The organism is Rhodothermales bacterium, assembly GCA_039944855.1.
GTDB lineage: Bacteria > Bacteroidota > Rhodothermia > Rhodothermales > JANQRZ01 > JBBSMX01.
In genome coordinates this window covers 615,593-633,107 of the sequence record JBDUXZ010000005.1, presented here as the reverse complement: position 1 = coordinate 633,107, position 17,515 = coordinate 615,593, and the positions used below count along the sequence as shown (strand labels likewise).

15 protein-coding genes are annotated in these 17,515 nt (G+C 66.3%); 8 read left to right on the top strand and 7 right to left on the bottom strand.

All coding sequences use genetic code 11. The features are described from left to right. Positions 1-139: 139 nt before the first annotated feature. The 3 genes from ABJF88_05280 to rho all read right to left on the bottom strand — a co-directional run bounded on the left by ABJF88_05280 (position 140) and on the right by rho (position 2,706). A complete protein-coding gene (locus tag ABJF88_05280) occupies positions 140-553 on the bottom strand; it encodes a four helix bundle protein (protein MEP0546324.1) in 414 nt (137 codons plus the stop codon). A gap of 62 nt (positions 554-615) precedes the next feature. Further along, on the bottom strand, positions 616-1,350 hold the full coding sequence (gene radC / locus ABJF88_05275; GenBank protein ID MEP0546323.1) for a DNA repair protein RadC: 735 nt from the start codon (positions 1,348-1,350) through the stop codon (positions 616-618). Between the two features lie 93 nt (positions 1,351-1,443). After that, entirely contained in the window at positions 1,444-2,706 is a 1,263-nt protein-coding gene (rho, locus tag ABJF88_05270) for a transcription termination factor Rho (GenBank protein MEP0546322.1), read from the bottom strand. A gap of 735 nt (positions 2,707-3,441) precedes the next feature. Between rho and ABJF88_05265 the strand changes: the two genes are divergently transcribed. Continuing rightward, positions 3,442-4,035 (top strand): ribonuclease HII, encoded by a 594-nt coding sequence (locus ABJF88_05265; protein MEP0546321.1) that lies wholly within the window; start codon positions 3,442-3,444, stop codon positions 4,033-4,035. 3 nt (positions 4,036-4,038) lie between these two features. Here ABJF88_05265 and ABJF88_05260 read toward each other — a convergent pair whose 3' ends face one another. Continuing rightward, positions 4,039-4,581, bottom strand: coding sequence for a shikimate kinase (locus ABJF88_05260; GenBank protein ID MEP0546320.1), 543 nt, complete (start codon positions 4,579-4,581; stop codon positions 4,039-4,041). 78 nt (positions 4,582-4,659) lie between these two features. On the opposite strand from ABJF88_05260, the gene truA reads away from it, so the two are divergent. The 7 genes from truA (at position 4,660) to ABJF88_05225 (ending at position 10,427) form a co-directional block, all read left to right on the top strand. Beyond that, positions 4,660-5,403: a tRNA pseudouridine(38-40) synthase TruA gene (gene truA / locus ABJF88_05255; protein MEP0546319.1), complete on the top strand. Its 744-nt coding sequence runs from the start codon at positions 4,660-4,662 to the stop codon at positions 5,401-5,403. 59 nt (positions 5,404-5,462) lie between these two features. Next, entirely contained in the window at positions 5,463-6,824 is a 1,362-nt protein-coding gene (locus ABJF88_05250) for a kelch repeat-containing protein (protein MEP0546318.1), read from the top strand. A gap of 23 nt (positions 6,825-6,847) precedes the next feature. After that, positions 6,848-7,042 carry a hypothetical protein gene (locus tag ABJF88_05245; GenBank protein ID MEP0546317.1) on the top strand — a complete coding sequence of 65 codons (195 nt, stop codon included), beginning with the start codon at positions 6,848-6,850 and terminating at the stop codon, positions 7,040-7,042. Between the two features lie 92 nt (positions 7,043-7,134). Continuing rightward, positions 7,135-8,418 carry an arginine deiminase family protein gene (locus tag ABJF88_05240; protein ID MEP0546316.1) on the top strand — a complete coding sequence of 428 codons (1,284 nt, stop codon included), beginning with the start codon at positions 7,135-7,137 and terminating at the stop codon, positions 8,416-8,418. Positions 8,419-8,464: 46 nt separating this feature from the next. After that, positions 8,465-8,851, top strand: coding sequence for a nuclear transport factor 2 family protein (locus ABJF88_05235; GenBank protein ID MEP0546315.1), 387 nt, complete (start codon positions 8,465-8,467; stop codon positions 8,849-8,851). Between the two features lie 48 nt (positions 8,852-8,899). Then, on the top strand, positions 8,900-9,394 hold the full coding sequence (gene tadA / locus ABJF88_05230; protein MEP0546314.1) for a tRNA adenosine(34) deaminase TadA: 495 nt from the start codon (positions 8,900-8,902) through the stop codon (positions 9,392-9,394). Between the two features lie 64 nt (positions 9,395-9,458). Further along, positions 9,459-10,427 carry a YpdA family putative bacillithiol disulfide reductase gene (locus ABJF88_05225; GenBank protein MEP0546313.1) on the top strand — a complete coding sequence of 323 codons (969 nt, stop codon included), beginning with the start codon at positions 9,459-9,461 and terminating at the stop codon, positions 10,425-10,427. Between the two features lie 3 nt (positions 10,428-10,430). Here the strand turns inward: ABJF88_05225 and ABJF88_05220 are convergent, their stop codons facing one another. From ABJF88_05220 to ABJF88_05210, 3 genes are all read right to left on the bottom strand, one after another. Further along, positions 10,431-12,578 carry a tetratricopeptide repeat protein gene (locus tag ABJF88_05220; GenBank protein MEP0546312.1) on the bottom strand — a complete coding sequence of 716 codons (2,148 nt, stop codon included), beginning with the start codon at positions 12,576-12,578 and terminating at the stop codon, positions 10,431-10,433. A gap of 123 nt (positions 12,579-12,701) precedes the next feature. Next, positions 12,702-13,739 carry a PorV/PorQ family protein gene (locus ABJF88_05215; GenBank protein MEP0546311.1) on the bottom strand — a complete coding sequence of 346 codons (1,038 nt, stop codon included), beginning with the start codon at positions 13,737-13,739 and terminating at the stop codon, positions 12,702-12,704. A gap of 45 nt (positions 13,740-13,784) precedes the next feature. Next, positions 13,785-17,504, bottom strand: coding sequence for a T9SS type A sorting domain-containing protein (locus tag ABJF88_05210; GenBank protein ID MEP0546310.1), 3,720 nt, complete (start codon positions 17,502-17,504; stop codon positions 13,785-13,787). Between the last annotated feature and the right edge of the window lie 11 nt (positions 17,505-17,515).

Sequence of the window (17,515 nt, the reverse complement as noted above, 5' to 3'; positions counted from 1 at the left end):
GCGGAAGAGCGGAAGAGCGGAAGAGCGGAAGAGCGGAAGAGCGGAAGAGCGGAAGAGCGGAAGAGCGGAAGAGCGGAAGAGCGGAAGAGCGGAAGAGCGGAAGAGCGGAAGAGCGGAAGAGCGGAAGAGCGGAAGAAATTTAGGCAGCGTAGGCGACGTCGTTTTCCCGAACCCCCTGAGCGGGACGGGACCAGTCACTCGGGTGGCTCATCATATTGACGAGGCCGCCGATGACTTCGCGGTATTGCTCGACGAACACTTCCACTTCATCTCCGACGAAGTAGTGACACCGAACGGCAAAGCGGAGCCACGTCAGGGTCTCCTCCGCTTCGCCGTGGGCGTCACTCAGTTTGGCAACGAAGTGCTTTGGGTAGCGTCGTTTCGCCCAAGATTCGGACAGGTTCGCACAGACCGCTCGAGACGAACGACGTACCTGATCGGTTAATGCATATCGTTCTTCTTTCGGCCATTGCTCTGACCACTCGAAAATCTGCATCGCAGATTCGAAGGCCCGGCGATACGCCCGCAAGTCTTCAACTCGGTCGATACGCATCGATCTATTCATAGCCTGTAGCCCCCGATCTTCCCTTCTTTCCATCTCCCGCTCTTACCCGCTCACATCAGCCCGCGCTCGGCGAGCGAGGTGTAGCCGCGCCCGGCGATGATGAGGTGATCGTGGACCGGGATGCCCATCAGCTTCCCCGCCTCGACGAGTTGCTTCGTGATCTGCACGTCCTCCCGACTGGGCTCCGGGTTGCCCGAGGGGTGATTGTGCAGGCAGATGATCGCCGCCGCGTTCTCGACGACGGCCCGCTGAAAGACGGCCCGCGGCTCGACGATGCTCGCCGCGAGGCCGCCTTCGGAAATCGTGAAGTCGCCCGTGATCACGTTCGCCGTGTTGAGGAGGACAATGACGAACACCTCGCGCTTGAGGTCGCGGAGCTTCGGGCCGTACGCAGCGGCGACGTCAGCGGGCGCGCAGACCTGCACGCGCTCGCCGTCCCCCTGCGCCTCCACGCGCCGCCCGATCTCGAACGCCGCGAGTAGTTGCACCGCCTTCGCCGGCCCGACCCCGACGACGCGTTCCATCAGCTTCCGGTCCTTCTTCGCGAGCGCACCGAGCGAGCCGTAGGTCTGCAGCAGCGCCTGCCCAAGCTGCACCGCCGAGAGGCTCCCCGCCTTCGTCTTCGTCCCGTTCCCGAAGATGAGGCCGATCAACTCGGCGTCGGAGAGCGCGTGCGGACCGCGCGTCATCAGCTTCTCGCGCGGGCGCTCCGATGCGTCCCACTGGTTGATCGGGAGGTGGTACTGAACGTCGGGCTCGGCGGCGGGATTGATCGGATCGTGCATCGGGCGTCTCGGTTGGTGACGCCCCAACAGACAACGCCGGCTGAGGGATGTAACCTCAGCCGGCGTTGGCGTTGCACGGAATCCCTCGCTGGACTACATCTCCGCCGGGATCAGCTCGTTGAGCAGGTGGATGTTGTCGGGGCTCATCTGGATGTGTCGGATGAGTGCCTGCATCGCTTCGACGGGGTGCCGGCTGTTGAGCGCGCGGAAGAGCATGTGGTGGTACTTCGTCATCTCACCGAGGAGGCGCTCCTCGTTCCGCGTCCCGCTCTTGCGGAGGTTGATGGCGGGGAAGATGCGCTTGTCTGCGAGCTCGCGGTCAAGGACGATCTCGGCGTTGCCGGTGCCCTTGAACTCCTCGAAGATCACGTCGTCCATCCGGCTGCCCGTCTCGATGAGCGCCGTGGCGATGATCGTGAGGCTGCCGCCGTGTTCGATGTTGCGCGCCGCGCCGAAGATCTTGCGCGGGATGATGAGGGCGCGGGCGTCGAGGCCGCCGGACATCGTGCGGCCCGAGTTGCCGCCCCACAGGTTGAACGTCCGCCCGAGGCGCGTCAGCGAGTCGAGCAGCATCACGACGTCCTTGCCCATCTCCACGAGCCGCCGCGAGTACTCGAAGGCGAGCGTGGCGACGCGGACGTGGTTGTCCTCCTCGTGATCGTTCGAGGAGGCGAAGACGGTGCACTTCGTCGTCCGCTTGAAGTCGGTGACCTCTTCGGGCCGCTCGTCCACGAGGAGCGCGACGAGTTCGACTTCGGGGTGGTTCTCTTCGAGCGCGCGGGCGAGCTTCTTCAGCATCACCGTCTTGCCCGTACGCGGCGGCGCGACGATGAGCGCGCGCTGCCCCTTCCCGAGCGGGGCGACGAGATCGATGACGCGCATCGTCACGTCCGTGGGCTCCGAGACGAGCGTGAGCTTCTCGTTGGGGTAGATCGTTACCCCCTCGTCGTAGCTCCCGAACTCCTTCCACTCGTCCGGCGTGACGCCCATCACCTTGTCGAGGTCGGTGACCTGCCAGGCGCCTTTGCGGCCGGGCTTGATGGTGCCTTCGAGCAGGACCCCGTCGCGGAGGTTGTACTTATCGATCAGCGGGGGCGGCATGAAGGGGTCGTTATCACCCTTCGGCAGTGCGGGGTCGAAGCCTCGGATGAATCCGAAGTTCTTGTCCCCGATCATCTCCAGCATGCCGGTGAAGGGCTTACCGGGATGGCTGCTCTCCTTGTCCTGCTTGCCACGCCCGCGGTTCCGGTTGCGCTTGCGGCCCCCGCCCTGAGCGTTGTTGCCCTGGTTCTTGTTGTCGTTGCGGTTGCCGCGGTTGTTCTGGCCGGAACGGCCTCCGCGTTGCTCTTCTGCCATGAATCTGTGAATAGGTGAAACGAAGCGTTGACCGGCCAGACAAGCCGGATGAGTCGCATATGGGGGGATCGCCCGTGGCACGTACCCTGCGGGAGCGCGAGTGCTCAGTACCGGGGCCGGCGGAATCCGCCTGCGTGGGGCGACAGTCGATAGCCTTAAGCTGTAAGGGGCAGGCCAGAAGGCGGCGCGCTCGGCCGAGCCGGTCGAAGCCGCGGAGAAAAACTGGTAGGCAAGTGCCGATGCGTTCGAAGGGCGAGGCGCTCGGCTCGTGGGCGTTGCAGGCTCGTGGGCGTTGCGGAGAGGAAAGAGCGGACACAGCACGTGCGTGCACTCCCTCGACGCATCCCTCCCTCTTCACAGCAACAAGTGGGCCACGGCGCGGGTACGCCCTCGTTCCTTGCATGTGGCCTGCTGCACGTCGCAGCATGAATCCGCGAGCCCACCGCGAACTACCTGGAGCCTCGTGATTCTACTGCCATACCGACGGGGCAGCTACGTGAGGCGTGTATCGCGTACATAAACGTGCCCCAATATAGATGGTTTCGCCCTCCACATCAACCAGCCCTCGCACCTGCTCGTTTTCGGCCTCGCTTCACGTAGCGTGCTGGGGAGCGAGCCGCGCAGCGTAGGGATCTCCAGGCGATATTTCCGTCAGCGAGGGCGTGAACGCCCGCTCGTCATCCTCCATGCCAGCCATAGAGCACTTCCCTAAAACACTCCGACCGCTACGATTTTATGCCTACGTTCGAGATAGAGCATCGTTATTGGACGCACGGGTATCGGTGGGTAGCGGGCGTCGATGAGGCGGGACGAGGATGCCTTGCTGGGCCCGTCGTGGCCGCGGCGGTTGTGTTCGCGCCCGGAACCCGGATCGTTGGGCTCGACGACTCGAAGAAGCTGACGCCGGTCGTGCGGGAAGGGCTCATAGACCGGATCGTCGCCGAGGCCCTCGCCGTCGGCATCGGGCAGTGCTCGCCGGCCGAGATCGACGAACTAAACATCCTGCATGCCTCGCTGGAAGCGATGCGCCGCGCCGTGCACGACCTCGCGCTCGCGCCGGACTGCCTGCTGATCGACGGCAACAAGGCCATCGAAGAAGCTCCGTGGCCGCAGGAGACCGTCGTCAAAGGCGACGCCCGCAGCCTGTCGATCGCCGCCGCTTCCATCGTGGCGAAGGTGACGCGGGATCGGCTGATGGTCCGGCTCCACGACGACTTCCCCGCGTACGGATGGGCCGGCCACAAGGGATACCCCACCGCCGCCCACTACGATGCGCTTCGCCTTCACGGCCCGAGCCCCCACCACCGGCGCTCGTTCCGGCTCGCGTAGGACTCACGCCGCAACAACCGGGAGCGATTCGACGATGGCGGCGGCCACTTCGGGCGGCGTCATTCCTTCGGCCTCGATCACGACGTCGGCGTGCTGGTAGAACCGCTCGCGCTGGTCGATCAGTTCGCCGAGCCGCGTGACGATCTGCTCTTCCGTCATCGGGTGCCCCTCTTCGTCGTGGAGCAGCGGACGGCCGTTGGGGCCGTGGAGGCGTCCCGCAAGCACGGCCGGGGACAGCTTGAGGTACACGATGAACCCGCTGGTCTCGGCCATCAGCAAGTTGCCTTCGTTGGCGAGCGCGCCCCCGCCCGTGGCAACGACGACCCGCTCCTGCGCAGCGGCCTCGGACAGCACGGCCGTTTCGAGGGCGCGGAACGTGCGCTCGCCGCGCCGGACGAACAGCTCGGAGATCGTCGCTCCGGCGGCACGCTCCACCTCGGCGTCGAGGTCGAGGAAGCGATAGCCGAGTTGCTCGGCGACGAGGGGGCCGGCGGTGCTCTTGCCGCTGCCCATGGAGCCGGTGATGTAGACGCGGGGAGGAGGCATATCTTCGGGACCGCCCGTAAGAACCTTCGAGGATGGGCACGGAGCACCGTGCGCTGCGTCAATGTATCACATCTTCCCGTGCCAACCTACCGACTTCTGATCGAGTACGACGGCGCCGGCTTCCACGGCTGGCAGGTACAGCCGGGCCTGCCTTCCGTTGAGGCTGCCCTAGAAGCCGCCCTCGCGACTGCACTCCGCGAGCCCATCGATGTCGTGGGGTCCGGCCGCACGGACACGGGCGTCCACGCGCGTGGGCAGGTCGCCCACTTCGTCACCGAGCAGCCGGTCGACGCCTTTCGCCTGAAGCGCTCGCTCAACGGCATCCTCCCCCCCACCGTCGCCGTGCTCGCCGTGGACCTGGCGGCCGACGGCTTCCACGCTCGGTACGACGCGCGCCGCCGGCTCTATCACTACCACGCCACCGGCCAACCGCGCTCGCTCGACCGAAGCACGCGTTGGACGATCCGCCCAGAGCCGGACTGGGAGCGGATGAACGACGCGGCGCAGCACCTCCTCGGCCGCCACCACTTCGGCTCTTTTTGCCTCACGCAATCGGCGACGACGAACCGCGTCTGCGCCGTCGAACGCGCCTGCTGGGTGCCGGAAAAGCGATCGGGCGACTGGCAGTTCGAGATCGCGGCGGACCGGTTTCTGCACGGGATGGTCCGCGCGATCGTCGGGACGCTCGTGGAGGTTGGCCTCGGGAAGCGCGAGGGTGCGTCGCTGCCGGACATAATCGCCTCGCGCGATCGGCGGGAGGCGGGGCCGGCGGCGCCCGCACACGGACTCGTGCTCCAGCACGTTACCTACCCCGACGCCTGACGCGAACTCGTCGCCGAGTCCGTCATTCAACGCTGCTCTCTGCCTGCTTCATCCGCTCCATGCGTCTCCTCCTCCTGCTCCCGCTGCTCGCCGTGCTCATTGGCTGCGAGCGCCCCTTCATCGAGCCCGCCTCGCCGACGGTCGAGGTGGTCAGCCCAGTGGACCTGTCGGTCGTCCGCTCGCAGCCCACGCTCCCCCTCGCGTTCCGCGCCACGACGGTGTTCGGCGCGATCGACCGCATCGAGGTCAACGGCATTGCTGCCACGTTCCTCCGCGACGAGGACCTCTACCTCGACACGCTCCAACTCGCGGCGGGGCTGAATCGGATTGTCGTCGAGGCGTTCACGGAGGCCGGCACCGTCGGCGGCGATACACTCTTCGCCGTCTACCTCCCGGCGCGCTTCGCTAGCGTGGCCGCGCAACTCCCGACTCCGCTCGGAGGGCACGCCGCCGCGACGCTGCTCGATGGGACGACGCTCCTCACTGGCGGCGCGGCGTCCGTCACCGACACCGCGCAAGACGGCGCCCTCCTGTTCGACCCGAGGGACTTCTCGTTCGCCACACTGCCCGAGGGCATGGCACAAGCCCGCGTCGGCCACGTGGCATCGCGGCTGCCGGACGGGCGCGTGCTCATCACCGGCGGCAGCCGCCGCCTCGACCCCGCCGACCTCGACGCGTTCGTGACGGAGGTCGAACTCTTCGACCCGGCGACGAACACGTTTTCCACCGTGCCCGTCGTGGCGGCGGACAGCGGGACGGTAGCACCCATCCGCCGGACCGAACACACGGTGACCGTGTTGCAGGGCGACAACGGGCAAATCTCGGTCTACCTCTACGGCGGGATCGGCAACCTCGGCACGCTCAGCGAGCCGGTGATCGGCGCACTCCCGTTCATGCGGCGGCTTCGGTTCGAGGAGGGCCCCGCTGGGCCCCGGCTCGTGGTGCCGGACCGGAGCGAGGGCTTCCGCTTCACCGCGATCGCGCGCCACACGCAGACGCCCGTCTCCGACATCGGCGCCGACGGGTTCGGCCGCTACCTCGTCGCGGGCGCATCGGACCCCAGCGATCCGGACGTCGCTGCGCCGTTCGAACTCGTGTTTGCGCGGAGCTTCCTCGACGCCCTCGCCGTCGGGCCGCTGCAGGAGCCCCGGACGGACGCCGCCTCGGCTCCCCTCGCGGACGGCCTCGTGCTCGTCACGGGCGGGGCCGGACCGGAGTCGGGAACCGTTCGGCCCTCCGGTGAAGTTTTCACAAGCGAAGCGGGTGTATTCTTCCAGTTCGCAGAAGACGTGCGCCTCGCCATTCCGCGCTGGGGACACACTGCAACAAATGTCGGAGCAGACCGAATACTGCTCGTGGGCGGGTTTTCCGCCGCGGGCCAAGCCCTCGCCCGGACCGAGCTGTTCGTCGGCACCCCCTGATTTCCCAGACCGATCGCCTCCCGATGACGATTCAACGCATCCTGCAGTTCATCCTCGTCGCCATCGTGCTGATGGTGGCGTTTTCGCTGTTGGTGCTGCTCCTCCGCATCGGCACGGTGCTGCTGGGGATGGGGCTGAAACTGCTGCTGCTGCTGCTCGTCGTCGCGGCGATCCTGCGGTTCATCGAGCTGCTCGCCAACAAGCGCAGGCGGTATTGACCGCACGCCGCCGCCCTTCCCGTATTTTCCGGCAGCCGCGCCTGTGCAGCGGCTGCCCTTTTTTTGCCTGCTGGATATAAACCACGCTGACTGTGCCGACGGATCTCCCCACGACTGACGCAGCGGGTACGCCCCCGGACGAGGCCCCGCGTCTCCTCCACGTCCACTCCGAAACGGCCCCGCTGCGGCAGGTCGTCGTCCACACGCCGGGCGAGGAGATGCAGCTCGTTTCGCCGGAGAACAAGCTCGACCTCCTCTTCGACGACCTCCTCTTCACCGAGCGAGCGCAGGAGGAGCACGACGTGATGTGCCGCCTGTTCGAGGCGTTCGTCGACCGGCCCGACGCCGTCCTGCAGGTTTCGGCCCTCCTCCGCGAGACGTTCGATGCGGAGGACGCCCGGCACGAGTTCATCGAGTTGCTGGCGAAGCGGCTGCCCGAGCGCAACTTCGACGCCTACGAGGCCGAGCTGAAGAAGCTCTCGCCGGACGAGTTGCACCGCTTCGCCCTCACCGGGCAGTCCAGCCTGCGGCTCACGACGAGCCCGCTCCCGAACCTGATGTTTACGCGGGACCTCTCGGCCGTCGTCGGCGGGCACGTCATCCTCTCGCACGCCGCCACGCTCGCCCGGGCGCGCGAGAGCATCATCATTCGGGTCATCTTCCGCTACCACCCGCGCTTCGCCGAGGTGCAGGACCGCATCATCGAGCTGCCGGCCGACGTGTCGTTCGAGGGCGGCGACCTCCTCGTCGTCAACGAGAAGCTGGTGCTGATCGGGCAGTCGGAGCGGACGTCGCTGGGCGGGGTGATGGCCGTCACGCGCGAGTTGATGGAGCGTACCTCCGTGGAGCACGTGCTGATGGTGAACCTCCCGAAGGCGCGCTACTGCATGCACCTCGACACCGTGTTCACGTTCGCCAGCGAGGACGAGTGCGTGGTGTTCCCGCCGATCATCGAAGCGGACCCCCACAACGTGATGCACCTCACCGGAACCGACGCGCCCGACGAGTTCCACATGAAGGTGTGGCCGAACCTCCACGTCCCGCTCGAAGCGCTCACCGGGCGCTCGTACACCTTCATCCACTGCGGCGGCGACGACCCGATCAGCCAGCGCCGCGAGCAGTGGACCGACGGCGCGAACCTCTTCGCCCTTGCCCCCGGCGTCGTCGTCGGCTACGAGCGGAACCAGGTGACGTACGACGCGCTCCGCGACCACGGCTACCACGTCGTCGAGGCCGAGGCCTTTCTCGCGTACCACGCGGGGAATCCACTGAACGGGAATCAGAAGATCGCGATCCGGCTCCGGGGGCACGAGCTCTCGCGCGGTCGCGGCGGCCCGCGCTGCATGACGATGCCCATCCTGCGCGGCACCTCGTGAGGAATGGCACGACGCTGTTCTTGGCCTAACTCTACCGATTCGACGTATGACCGACCGGCTGGAGCAGAACAAGCAGAACGCGCAGGATTTCTACGCGCTGATGTTCAACGAATCCCATCCTCGGGAAGCCGTTGAGCGCTTCGTCGGGGACACGTATATCCAGCACAACCCCCACGTCGGTGACGGGAAAGAGGCGTTCGTCGCCTACTTCGAGCGGATGGCGCGGGAGTACCCCGGGAAGCGGGTGCACTTTAAGCGGGCAATCGCCGAGGACGACTACGTCGTGCTCCACTGCTTGCAGGAGTGGCCCGGAGACGATGACTATGCCGGGATCGACATCTTCCGCTTCGACGCGAACGGGAAGATCGTCGAACACTGGGACGTGCTTCAGGTCATCCCCGAAACCTCGGCCAACGACAACACGCTGTTCTGAGGGTCCTTCGCTGTCCGCTGCCCCTGCGCACTACGCCGTCTGTATCTCATGCTGAACTCCCTCCTCGATCCGGACCGGCGCTGGATGAAGCAGGCGCTCCGCGAAGCCGAGCGCGCGTTCGAAGAGGGCGAAGTCCCCGTCGGTGCCGTCGTCGTGCGCGACGGCGTGCTCGTCGGGCGCGGGCGCAACGCTGTCGAGCGGCTCGGCGACCCGACGGCGCACGCGGAGATGCTCGCGCTCTCGGCCGCGTGCGAGACCGTCGGTTCCAAGTTCCTCGACGGGTGCACGCTCTATGTCACGCTCGAACCGTGCCCGATGTGCTCGGGCGCACTCGTGCTCGCTCGCTTGCAAAAGCTCGTCTTCGGCGCGTTCGACGAGAAGTTCGGCGCGTCGTCCACGCTCTACACGATCCCGCAGGACCCGCGCCTGAACCACCAGGTCGAGGTCGTCTCCGGCGTCGAGGCGGACGCGGCGGCGGACCTCCTTCGGGGGTTTTTTCAGCAGCGGCGCGCCCCGCGGCCCGGCAACGGGAAGCGCACGTGAAGTAGAAACAGGCGGCTTTCCCCGCCCGTTCAACGCGCTCCACGAATTCCACCGAGGCTTCCCCATGCGGGACGTAATCATCATCGGCGCCGGTCCCATCGGGCTCGCCTGCGCCATCGAGGCGCAGCGCGCCGGGCTCGACGCGCTCGTCATCGAGAAAGGCGCGCTCATCAACTCGTTCCTCGGGTACCCGACGGGGATGGAGTTCTTCTCGACGCCGGACCTGCTGGAGATCGGCGGCTACCCGCTCATCTCGCGCGGCTACAAACCGATCCGCGAGGAGGCACTCGATTACTATCGCCGCGTGGCCGAGGTCGAGGAGCTCGACGTCCACCTCTACGAGCGCGTCATCCGCGCCGAAGGCGAGGCGGGCAACTTCACCGTCGAAACGGAGAAGGCCTCGTACGCCTGCCGCTTCATCGTCACCGCGACGGGATTCTACGACGTGCCGAACCTGATGGGCGTGCCGGGCGAGGAGTTGCCGAAGGTCACGCACTACTACAAAGAGCCGTATCCCTACAGCGGGCAGAAGGTCGCCGTCGTCGGCGCGAAGAACTCGGCGGCGAAGGCGGCGCTCGACTGTCTCCGCCACGGCGCCGACGTGACGCTCATCGTGCGTGGCCCCGACGTGTCGCAGAGCGTGAAGTATTGGATCCGCCCCAACCTTTTGAACCGGATCAAAGACGGGCAGATCACCGCCTATTTCGACACCACCGTCGAAGAGATCCGCGCGGACTCCCTCCTGCTCGCGACGCCGGACGGCGAGCGTGAGATCGCGAACGATTGGGTCCTCGCCCTCACCGGCTACCGGCCGAATTACCCCCTGCTCGAACGGCTCGGCGTGGATTTCGAAGGCCCGGCGCGGAAGCCCGTCCACGACCCGGAGACGTACGAGACGAACCGGCCGGGGCTCTACCTCGCCGGGACCGTCTGCGGCGGGATGGACACGAGCGAGTGGTTCATTGAGAACGGCCGCATCCACGCCCGGCAGATCATGGCGCACATCACAGCGCAAGAGCCCGTCGCGGCGTAGCGGCTACGGGAGGGCGCTGAGCACCTGCCGCGCGGTGGCCTGACCGGGGTCGAGGCTGAGCGCCTGCTGGGCGTAGCGCCGCGCCTCGGCAGCGTTGCCGAGTTGGAAGTATGCCGCCGCGAGATTCGCCGCCACGTCGGCACGGCCGGGCGCGACGCGGGCGGCGCGCCCGAGCACATCGACGGCTTCGCGATACGCCCCGCGTTGGAGGTGGTACGTGCCCAGGTTCGTGAGCGCGTTCGCATGGTTCGGTTCGGCATCGACGGCTCGCTGGAAGAGCGCGCCCGCCGCATCGGGATCGCCCGCCCGTACGATCCCGAGGTTGACGAGCGCGTCCACGTAGTCGGGCTGCAAGGTGACGGCCTCCTCTAGATGCTGCACGGCCTCGGCCCCATCGCCGCCCGTCCGCAGGAGGGCAGTGCCGAGGTTGTAGTGCGCCGTCGCCAGCCACGGTTCGTGCTCTACGGCTGCACGGTATTGCCGCTCGGCCTCCGCCATCCGCCCCTGTGCTTCGAGGAACCGGCCGTAGTTCACCCGCACGTCAGCGAGCGCCGGCTGCACGTCGAGCGCTTCGCGGTAGAGCCGGTCGATATCGGACGGCGGGCCGCCCGTCGCCTCGTACGCCTGTGCGAGCGTGTTCAGCCGCTCCGGCACGCCGGGTTTCAGCCGGATCGATTCGCGGAGCGCGGGGATCGCCTGCTGCACGCGGCCGAGTTGCATCCGCGCGAAGCCGAGCAGATAGTGCCCTTCGCTGATGTGCGGCGCTTTTGGCAACGCCTCTTCCAGCCGAGCGACGCCTTTCTCGATCACGTCCGTCCGCATCTGTTGCCGACCGTAGATGACGTACGCCATCGCCGCGTACACGTCGCCCTCTGCGCCCTCCTCGTCACGCGGGAAATAGCTGGCGAGTTCGACCTCGCCCTCCGTCTCCGCCGTCTGCCCGGTCACCCGGTCTTCGGCGCGGACGACGCGGATGAAATGGTCCGTAAACGACGAGTGCGGCGCATCGTCCGCCTCCACCTTCGGCATGTGGCAGGCGAAGCAGTTGGCGTCGGGCGCGTGCTGCTCACGGAGTTCCGCCGTCGGCATCGCTTCCTGTAGCGGCGCGGAGGCGTGGCAGTCCAGACACGTCGCGTTGAAATAACTCGGCCCCGACGTGCGGAACCCCTCGTGCGGGTTGTGGCACGTCACGCAGTTCATCGACGCCGACTCGATGAAGCACGCGCTCTTCTTCATCCGGTCGGCGTGGGAGATGACGCCGATCGTACCGGGCCGCTCGTCGTCGAGGTCGAAGATGGCAACGTGGGCCGCGAGCGGCTGTGAGGTACGATACCCGAACGCCTCTTCGCCTTCGCGGAGGATGGAGACCGTCCCGTTGAGGTGGCACTGCTGGCACACGTCGAGCTGGGCATCGAGCGACAGGTGCGCCGGGTTGACGATCGTGTAATCGATGGAGTCGGCGGGCTCCGGATCGGCGAGGCGGGCTTCGACGTGGAGCGCGCCGGGCCCGTGGCAGCGCTCGCACCCGATGCCTTCGGCGATGGCCGTGTACGCGCCCTCGACGAACGGGACGGGCTCGGAGAAGCCGTTGTGGCAGGACATGCACCGCGCGGGAATCGCCCGGTCGAACCGGCCGTTCGAGACGCGATAGCCGGGGCTGAAGTCCCAGCGCTCGGCCTGCGTGTACCACGTCAGCGGCAACTCATAGTAATGGTTTGCTTCTTCCGTCAGGTAGGTCCGCGCCGCCGTCCCGCTCCCCACTACGAAGTCCATGCGGCGGACGAGGCGGTGGGTCTTCTCGCCCTGCGCATCGAGGCGGTACTCCTCTTGAAAGAACACTCCGTCTCGGGCGTAGACCGTGTAGTTGAAACCGCTGGCCTCGTGGCGGATCACGACGCCGTCGTACCGTTCCACCGCGTTCTCCGGCGTGAGCGGATATAGCGACTGCGCCATCCCGTGCTGCTGGTAACTCGCGTAAAGGTCTTCATGACAGGTCGCACACGAGGCGTCCCCCACGTAGGCCACGCCGTCCGCCACGTTTTGAAACGGCGATGCGTCCTCCACGGTGGGCTCATCGGCCGGGCCTGAAGGCGCGTGGCATGCTGCGATGAGTAGCACGCTGAAAAAGACAAGGTAGAAGCTCCAGCGCATACACGGTCGAGCAGCAAAAACAGCCCGGGCAGAGAGATTGGCGAGGGCCAGAAAGTAAACAACGGGGTGGGCCCGTCAAGGCCCACCCCGTTGCCCTAGCTCGCCGCGAAGGCGAATGTTCGTTTAGAGCGTGAAGCCCACCGAGAACATGTTGACGCCGCTGAACACGTCGGAGGGGCGGTAGGAGTAATCCACCGCGAGCCCATTGCCGACCATGTTGAGGTTGACGCCGGCCCCGATGTTCCACACTTCCCACGCCGTCACGTCCGGGTCGGCCGTGAGGTTGAGACCGCCGCGCACGAAGAAGAGGTTCTGATACCCCACCTCCACACCCGCCGCGTAGTGATCGAGGTCGTACGAATTCGACCGGAAGTTGCCGAGCACCGTCGCCGAGAGGTCTCCGGCGAACTGGCGCGTGTAGGCCACCCCGAAGTTCAGGAGCGAGGGGAGCTCCGACCCGAGGTCGTCGACGCTACCGGCGATCGAACCGGTCCCGTTCGGGCCGTTCTGCGTGATCGGCGTGTTGAGGCCGTCGCCGCTGAACTCCATCTGCGGGCCGAAGTTCTTCAGGCTGACGCCGAAGCGGAGGCCGCTCTCACCGACGACGTACGTCATCCCAGCGTCGAACGCGATGCCGCTGGAGTTGACGTTGTCGATGCGGCGGCTGAGGCCCTTCATCGTGAAGCCCGCCGCGATGCGGTCGGTGAACTGCCGCGCGAACGTGGCACCGAGCACCGTCACCGACGCGTCCCACGTGAGGGACGGGTCGATCTCCGGGTTGGCCGCCGTCTGGCGCGGGATGTCCCCGTAGTCCCACGACGTCAGCGTGAGCCCGATGTTGTTGTTACCGAAGCGCTGGGCGACGCCGAAGTAATTGATGCCGATGTCGGCCACGTACTCGGTGCGGCTGAACATCGCGTTCGTGCTGGTATTGACCATGAGCGCGGCGGGGTTGCTCTGGAGCGCTTCTACCCCGCTCATGTTGCTCATACCGCTGGTGAGTGCGGAGCCGAGGGCCACGGTACGTGGCGTGATCGGGACGAGCAGCTCTTCCATCGCCGCCGTACCGGACCGGTCGTCTCCCTGCGCATGCGCGTCGGCCACGCAGAGCCCGAAGAGGGATGCGACCAAGACGCTGGCTGTGAGGAGTTTCGTTTTCATATCAGGATTCCAGGTTTGGGATGACTTAGGCGCGTCTCGATCGATCTAGAAGATCGTGATTCGGTTGCGGCGGTTGACGACCCCAAACTTCAGGACCTTCTCACCGACGCCGGGAACATCGACGTGGATCAGGTACATGCCGCTAGCGACGGGAAGCTGGTTGTGGGTGTTGAGGTCCCAGTCCAGCGACCGGCTCGGCCCATCCTTCTGGATCGTCCGGATGAGCGTGCCCGCCACGGTGTAGATGCTGATCGTCGCCTGGTCCGGCAGGTTGATGAAGCGGACGACGCGGTCGAGGTTGTTGGTTTCGTAGGCCGAGACGCCCATGTAGGGGTTCGGCACGATCCCGATCAAGTCGAGCGCTTCTTCCGCGACCGCAGCCTGCTGCGTCTGGAACTGCAGCGTGGACGTGTCGAAGTCCGCCCGGTCCCCAATGAGGAGGTCGGTCTTCGGAGAGGTCAGGAAGCGGACCGTGGTACCGGCGGGCGGCGTGGCGCCGTCCGTATCGAGATCCGCGAAGACCAAGCCTTCGAGGCCGCCGATCGGCGCGACGATACGGGCAGCCGTACTGCTGGCGCGGAAGCAGAAGTCCGCGTAGTAGTTCTGGCTTCGGCAATCGTTGCCACTCGCCGGGTTGGGGTCGACCTGCTCGTCGCCGTCATTGTCGGGATCGTACGTCGCGCCAGCTCCGCCGAAGTCGCGGGCGGCCTGAGCGAACAGGTCATACCCACCGAGGGCGAGGGTATCCCCATCGACCACCACAGGGAGGCGATCAGGCATAACCCCGATGACCCGACTCGTGACCGGCAGATCGAGCGTGTCGGTCCGGGTGACGGTGGTGTTGTTCACCTCCCGGCGCGTCGTAACGATGACGTCTTGGGTGCCGGGATACGAGTCGGCCCAGTTCGCAACCGGTTCGGTATCGTCCAATACCCGGAGAATGGGAATCATCCGGACATCATCCTCCGCGAAGCCAGCCCGGGCATTGCCAACGTTCCATAGCTCGAACGGTACGCTGGCGATGACGTTATCACCGCCGGGGGGAGCGATCGGCGGGGTAGCGTATACCGCGAAGCAGGTATTCGGCGTCGCGCACGCTTCGGTGAACCGAATCTCGTAGTCCTCCGGAGCTGCCGAGCCGAGGTCGCGTTCGAGGTCTCCGATAGTGTTAGACGGGTTCGTGAGAACGTAGGAGTTCGTGCTGTTCGGGCTCCGCCACACGGTGTTGCCACCGAGGTAGGACGGGAACTGGCAGCCCGTGTCGAGCGCGCCCTGGGGGCACACTTCGCCACTCGGGTTAGCCACCTCTATGATCCCAGCGTTGTTGCCGGCGAAGTTGGCGATCTCATCGTCGTCCGTCGCGGCGAATGCGGCGGGGATGGCGAGCGGCTCGACCTGGAAGAACTCGAGGCCGTCGATCACGATGCGCTGATCGCCCGGCATGATGAGGACGCCCGTCGAGTCGACCGAAGTCCGCACCATGTCGAACACGTCGACCCCGCTGAAGACTGGCTCCCCGTCACGGAGGATGCGGAACGTCGTAGCGAGCGAGTCGGCTCCGCCTCGGCCCGTGTCGAATTCCACTACTTCAACGGAGTACGTGGCCCCGGTGATCTGGGTCGGATCGACCACGCGCGCTTGCAGCGTGCCCGCCCCGACGCCGCCGGAGCGAACGCCGTCCAAAATCTGGCCGATGTTCGACGGAGCAACCGAACCGCCATTCCCTGCGATCAGGTTGGACGGCCGCACGGTGATCGTCGTGGCCGCGCTCTCGATCACTTTCGGAATCGAAAGCTCGCTGTACGCCAGCGCGGTGATCCCGAAGTAGTAGTCCGTGTAGTTGGTCAGCCCGAGGGGCGTGAGGTCGAAGCTGTACTCGATCCCCGTGTTGTCGGCGTCGAGGGCGAGGAAGGCCACGAACTGACCGATCTCCGCGCTGAACGCCGTATCGATCACCGTCGTGACGTCGTTGATGACGTCGTACGTGGCGAGCAGTTCACGCTGATCGGTTGCGAAGCTGCTCGTCGGGTACCGGTAGATCTTGAACGCCTCGAAGTTGTACGTGGAGTCCGAAGCGCCAATCCCGCTCAGCAGGCGATCGAAGGTCTCGTAGCGGCCGAGGTAGTTCGGGCTGTTGGTGGGGTAGCCCCACACGAGGGCAGCCCGCCCATCCGTCTCGATGGCTTCGAGGCAATTGCCGGAGCCAGGGAGGAGTTGGGCGTTCGTGCTGCGCGGGTTACAGCGCGGCGGCGGCGGCGGCGCCGCGGCCAGCTCGAAGTCGATGTCGTACGCCGTCTGCGCGATGTCGTCCGCGAGGCGGAGCTGCGTGATCGAGTCCAAGTTGTTCGAACCCTGCGCGAACACCATCCCGAACACGATGGTCTGCGTGTCGCCCTGCTCAAGCTCGAAGGGGCCCGTGGTCACGAGGAAACGACGGTCGCCCGGCGCGGTGTCAGCGCCGGTCCCATCGATGTTGACTTCGCTCCAGAACTGCTCCGTAACGGGGTCACCGGGGAAGGCGAAGTTGGTAAGCGGGCCGGTGGTCTGGTACCCGTCGCCGCCCTCCGTCATCGGGACGCCGTCGCGCCACTGAGCCTGCATGTAGTTGTAGATCTCCTCCCCGTTGTTGGGGTCGGAGGTCGGCGTTCCACCGACGTTCGAGAAGTAGCTGAAGCGCGTCACGCCAAGCGTGTCGTCCACTTCGCCATCGCCGTCGGCATCGACGATCGGGCCCTGGAAGAAGTCATAGCCGAGGGCGGGCGGCGTCGCTCCGTAGCCGCCGTTCAGTCCACCATCATCGGCGTTGTCGGCGTTGTAGACGAACCCGAGGCTGAGCGTCGTGTCCGCTCCGACGTAGTCGTCGGCAGGATCGCCGAGGTCGGGGTCGGAGAAGATCGAGAAGTACGTCTCGCTGAGCGTACCAGGCGACTTCTTGATGACGGTGTAGCGGTAGAACGTGACGTCGTTGAGGGCGTCGGCACGAGCGAACGAGAACGCCAGCACCTGCACCTCCACACCGATCGGCGGCGTGAGCGTGTTGGTGTGCGTGTTGCCGAGATCGTTCATGATCCACCAGAGCCCCTGATCACCGACGATTTCCGGCCGGTCCCCACCTGCGAGGTTGTAGATCGGGAGGCCGGCGCCCTGACGGATTGACGCCACGACGCGCTCTTGCTCGTCGCGCTCGTCGGCGAACCCGTCGCCGTCGTTGTCCACACCATCGGTGCCTTCATCAACGAGGCCATCGCCATCGTCGTCGAAGTTGTTGCCGGGGGCGGCGATCACGGGAGCGCCGAGTTCAGCGGGCCACGCCGCGAGGTCGGCAGCGGCGGGCTGGCCGCCCTCAAACGCGAGGATGTCGGCTCGGCTGACTTTGTAGATCCGGTCGAATTCCCCGCAGTCCGACGGGTTCGGGAGCGTCCCGTCGTCGTTGAGTGGTCCCGGCCAGAATTCGAAGTCGGCGTAGGTGGCGCCGGCCACGCGGATCTCGCCGTCGACCTGGCCTCCGATCCAGATGCCGGTCGCGAAGACGGGGGAGCGCCCCGAAGACTGAGGAACGAGGTAGCCGTCGCCGGCCACCGTGGTGTTCCCGAAGAAGAGGCTGCCCGTGTTGAACATGCGGGCGAGCACGTTATTAACGTCGAGGTCTTTCTCAGCCCGCCCCGGCTGGCAGTCTCCGGGAAGCGGAGCCTGACCGTAGGCCAGGGGCGACGTCCCCGCCGCGAGGGCGAAGAGCAAGAGGAGGGTAGTGGTGTAGGATCGCATGCGAGCCATCT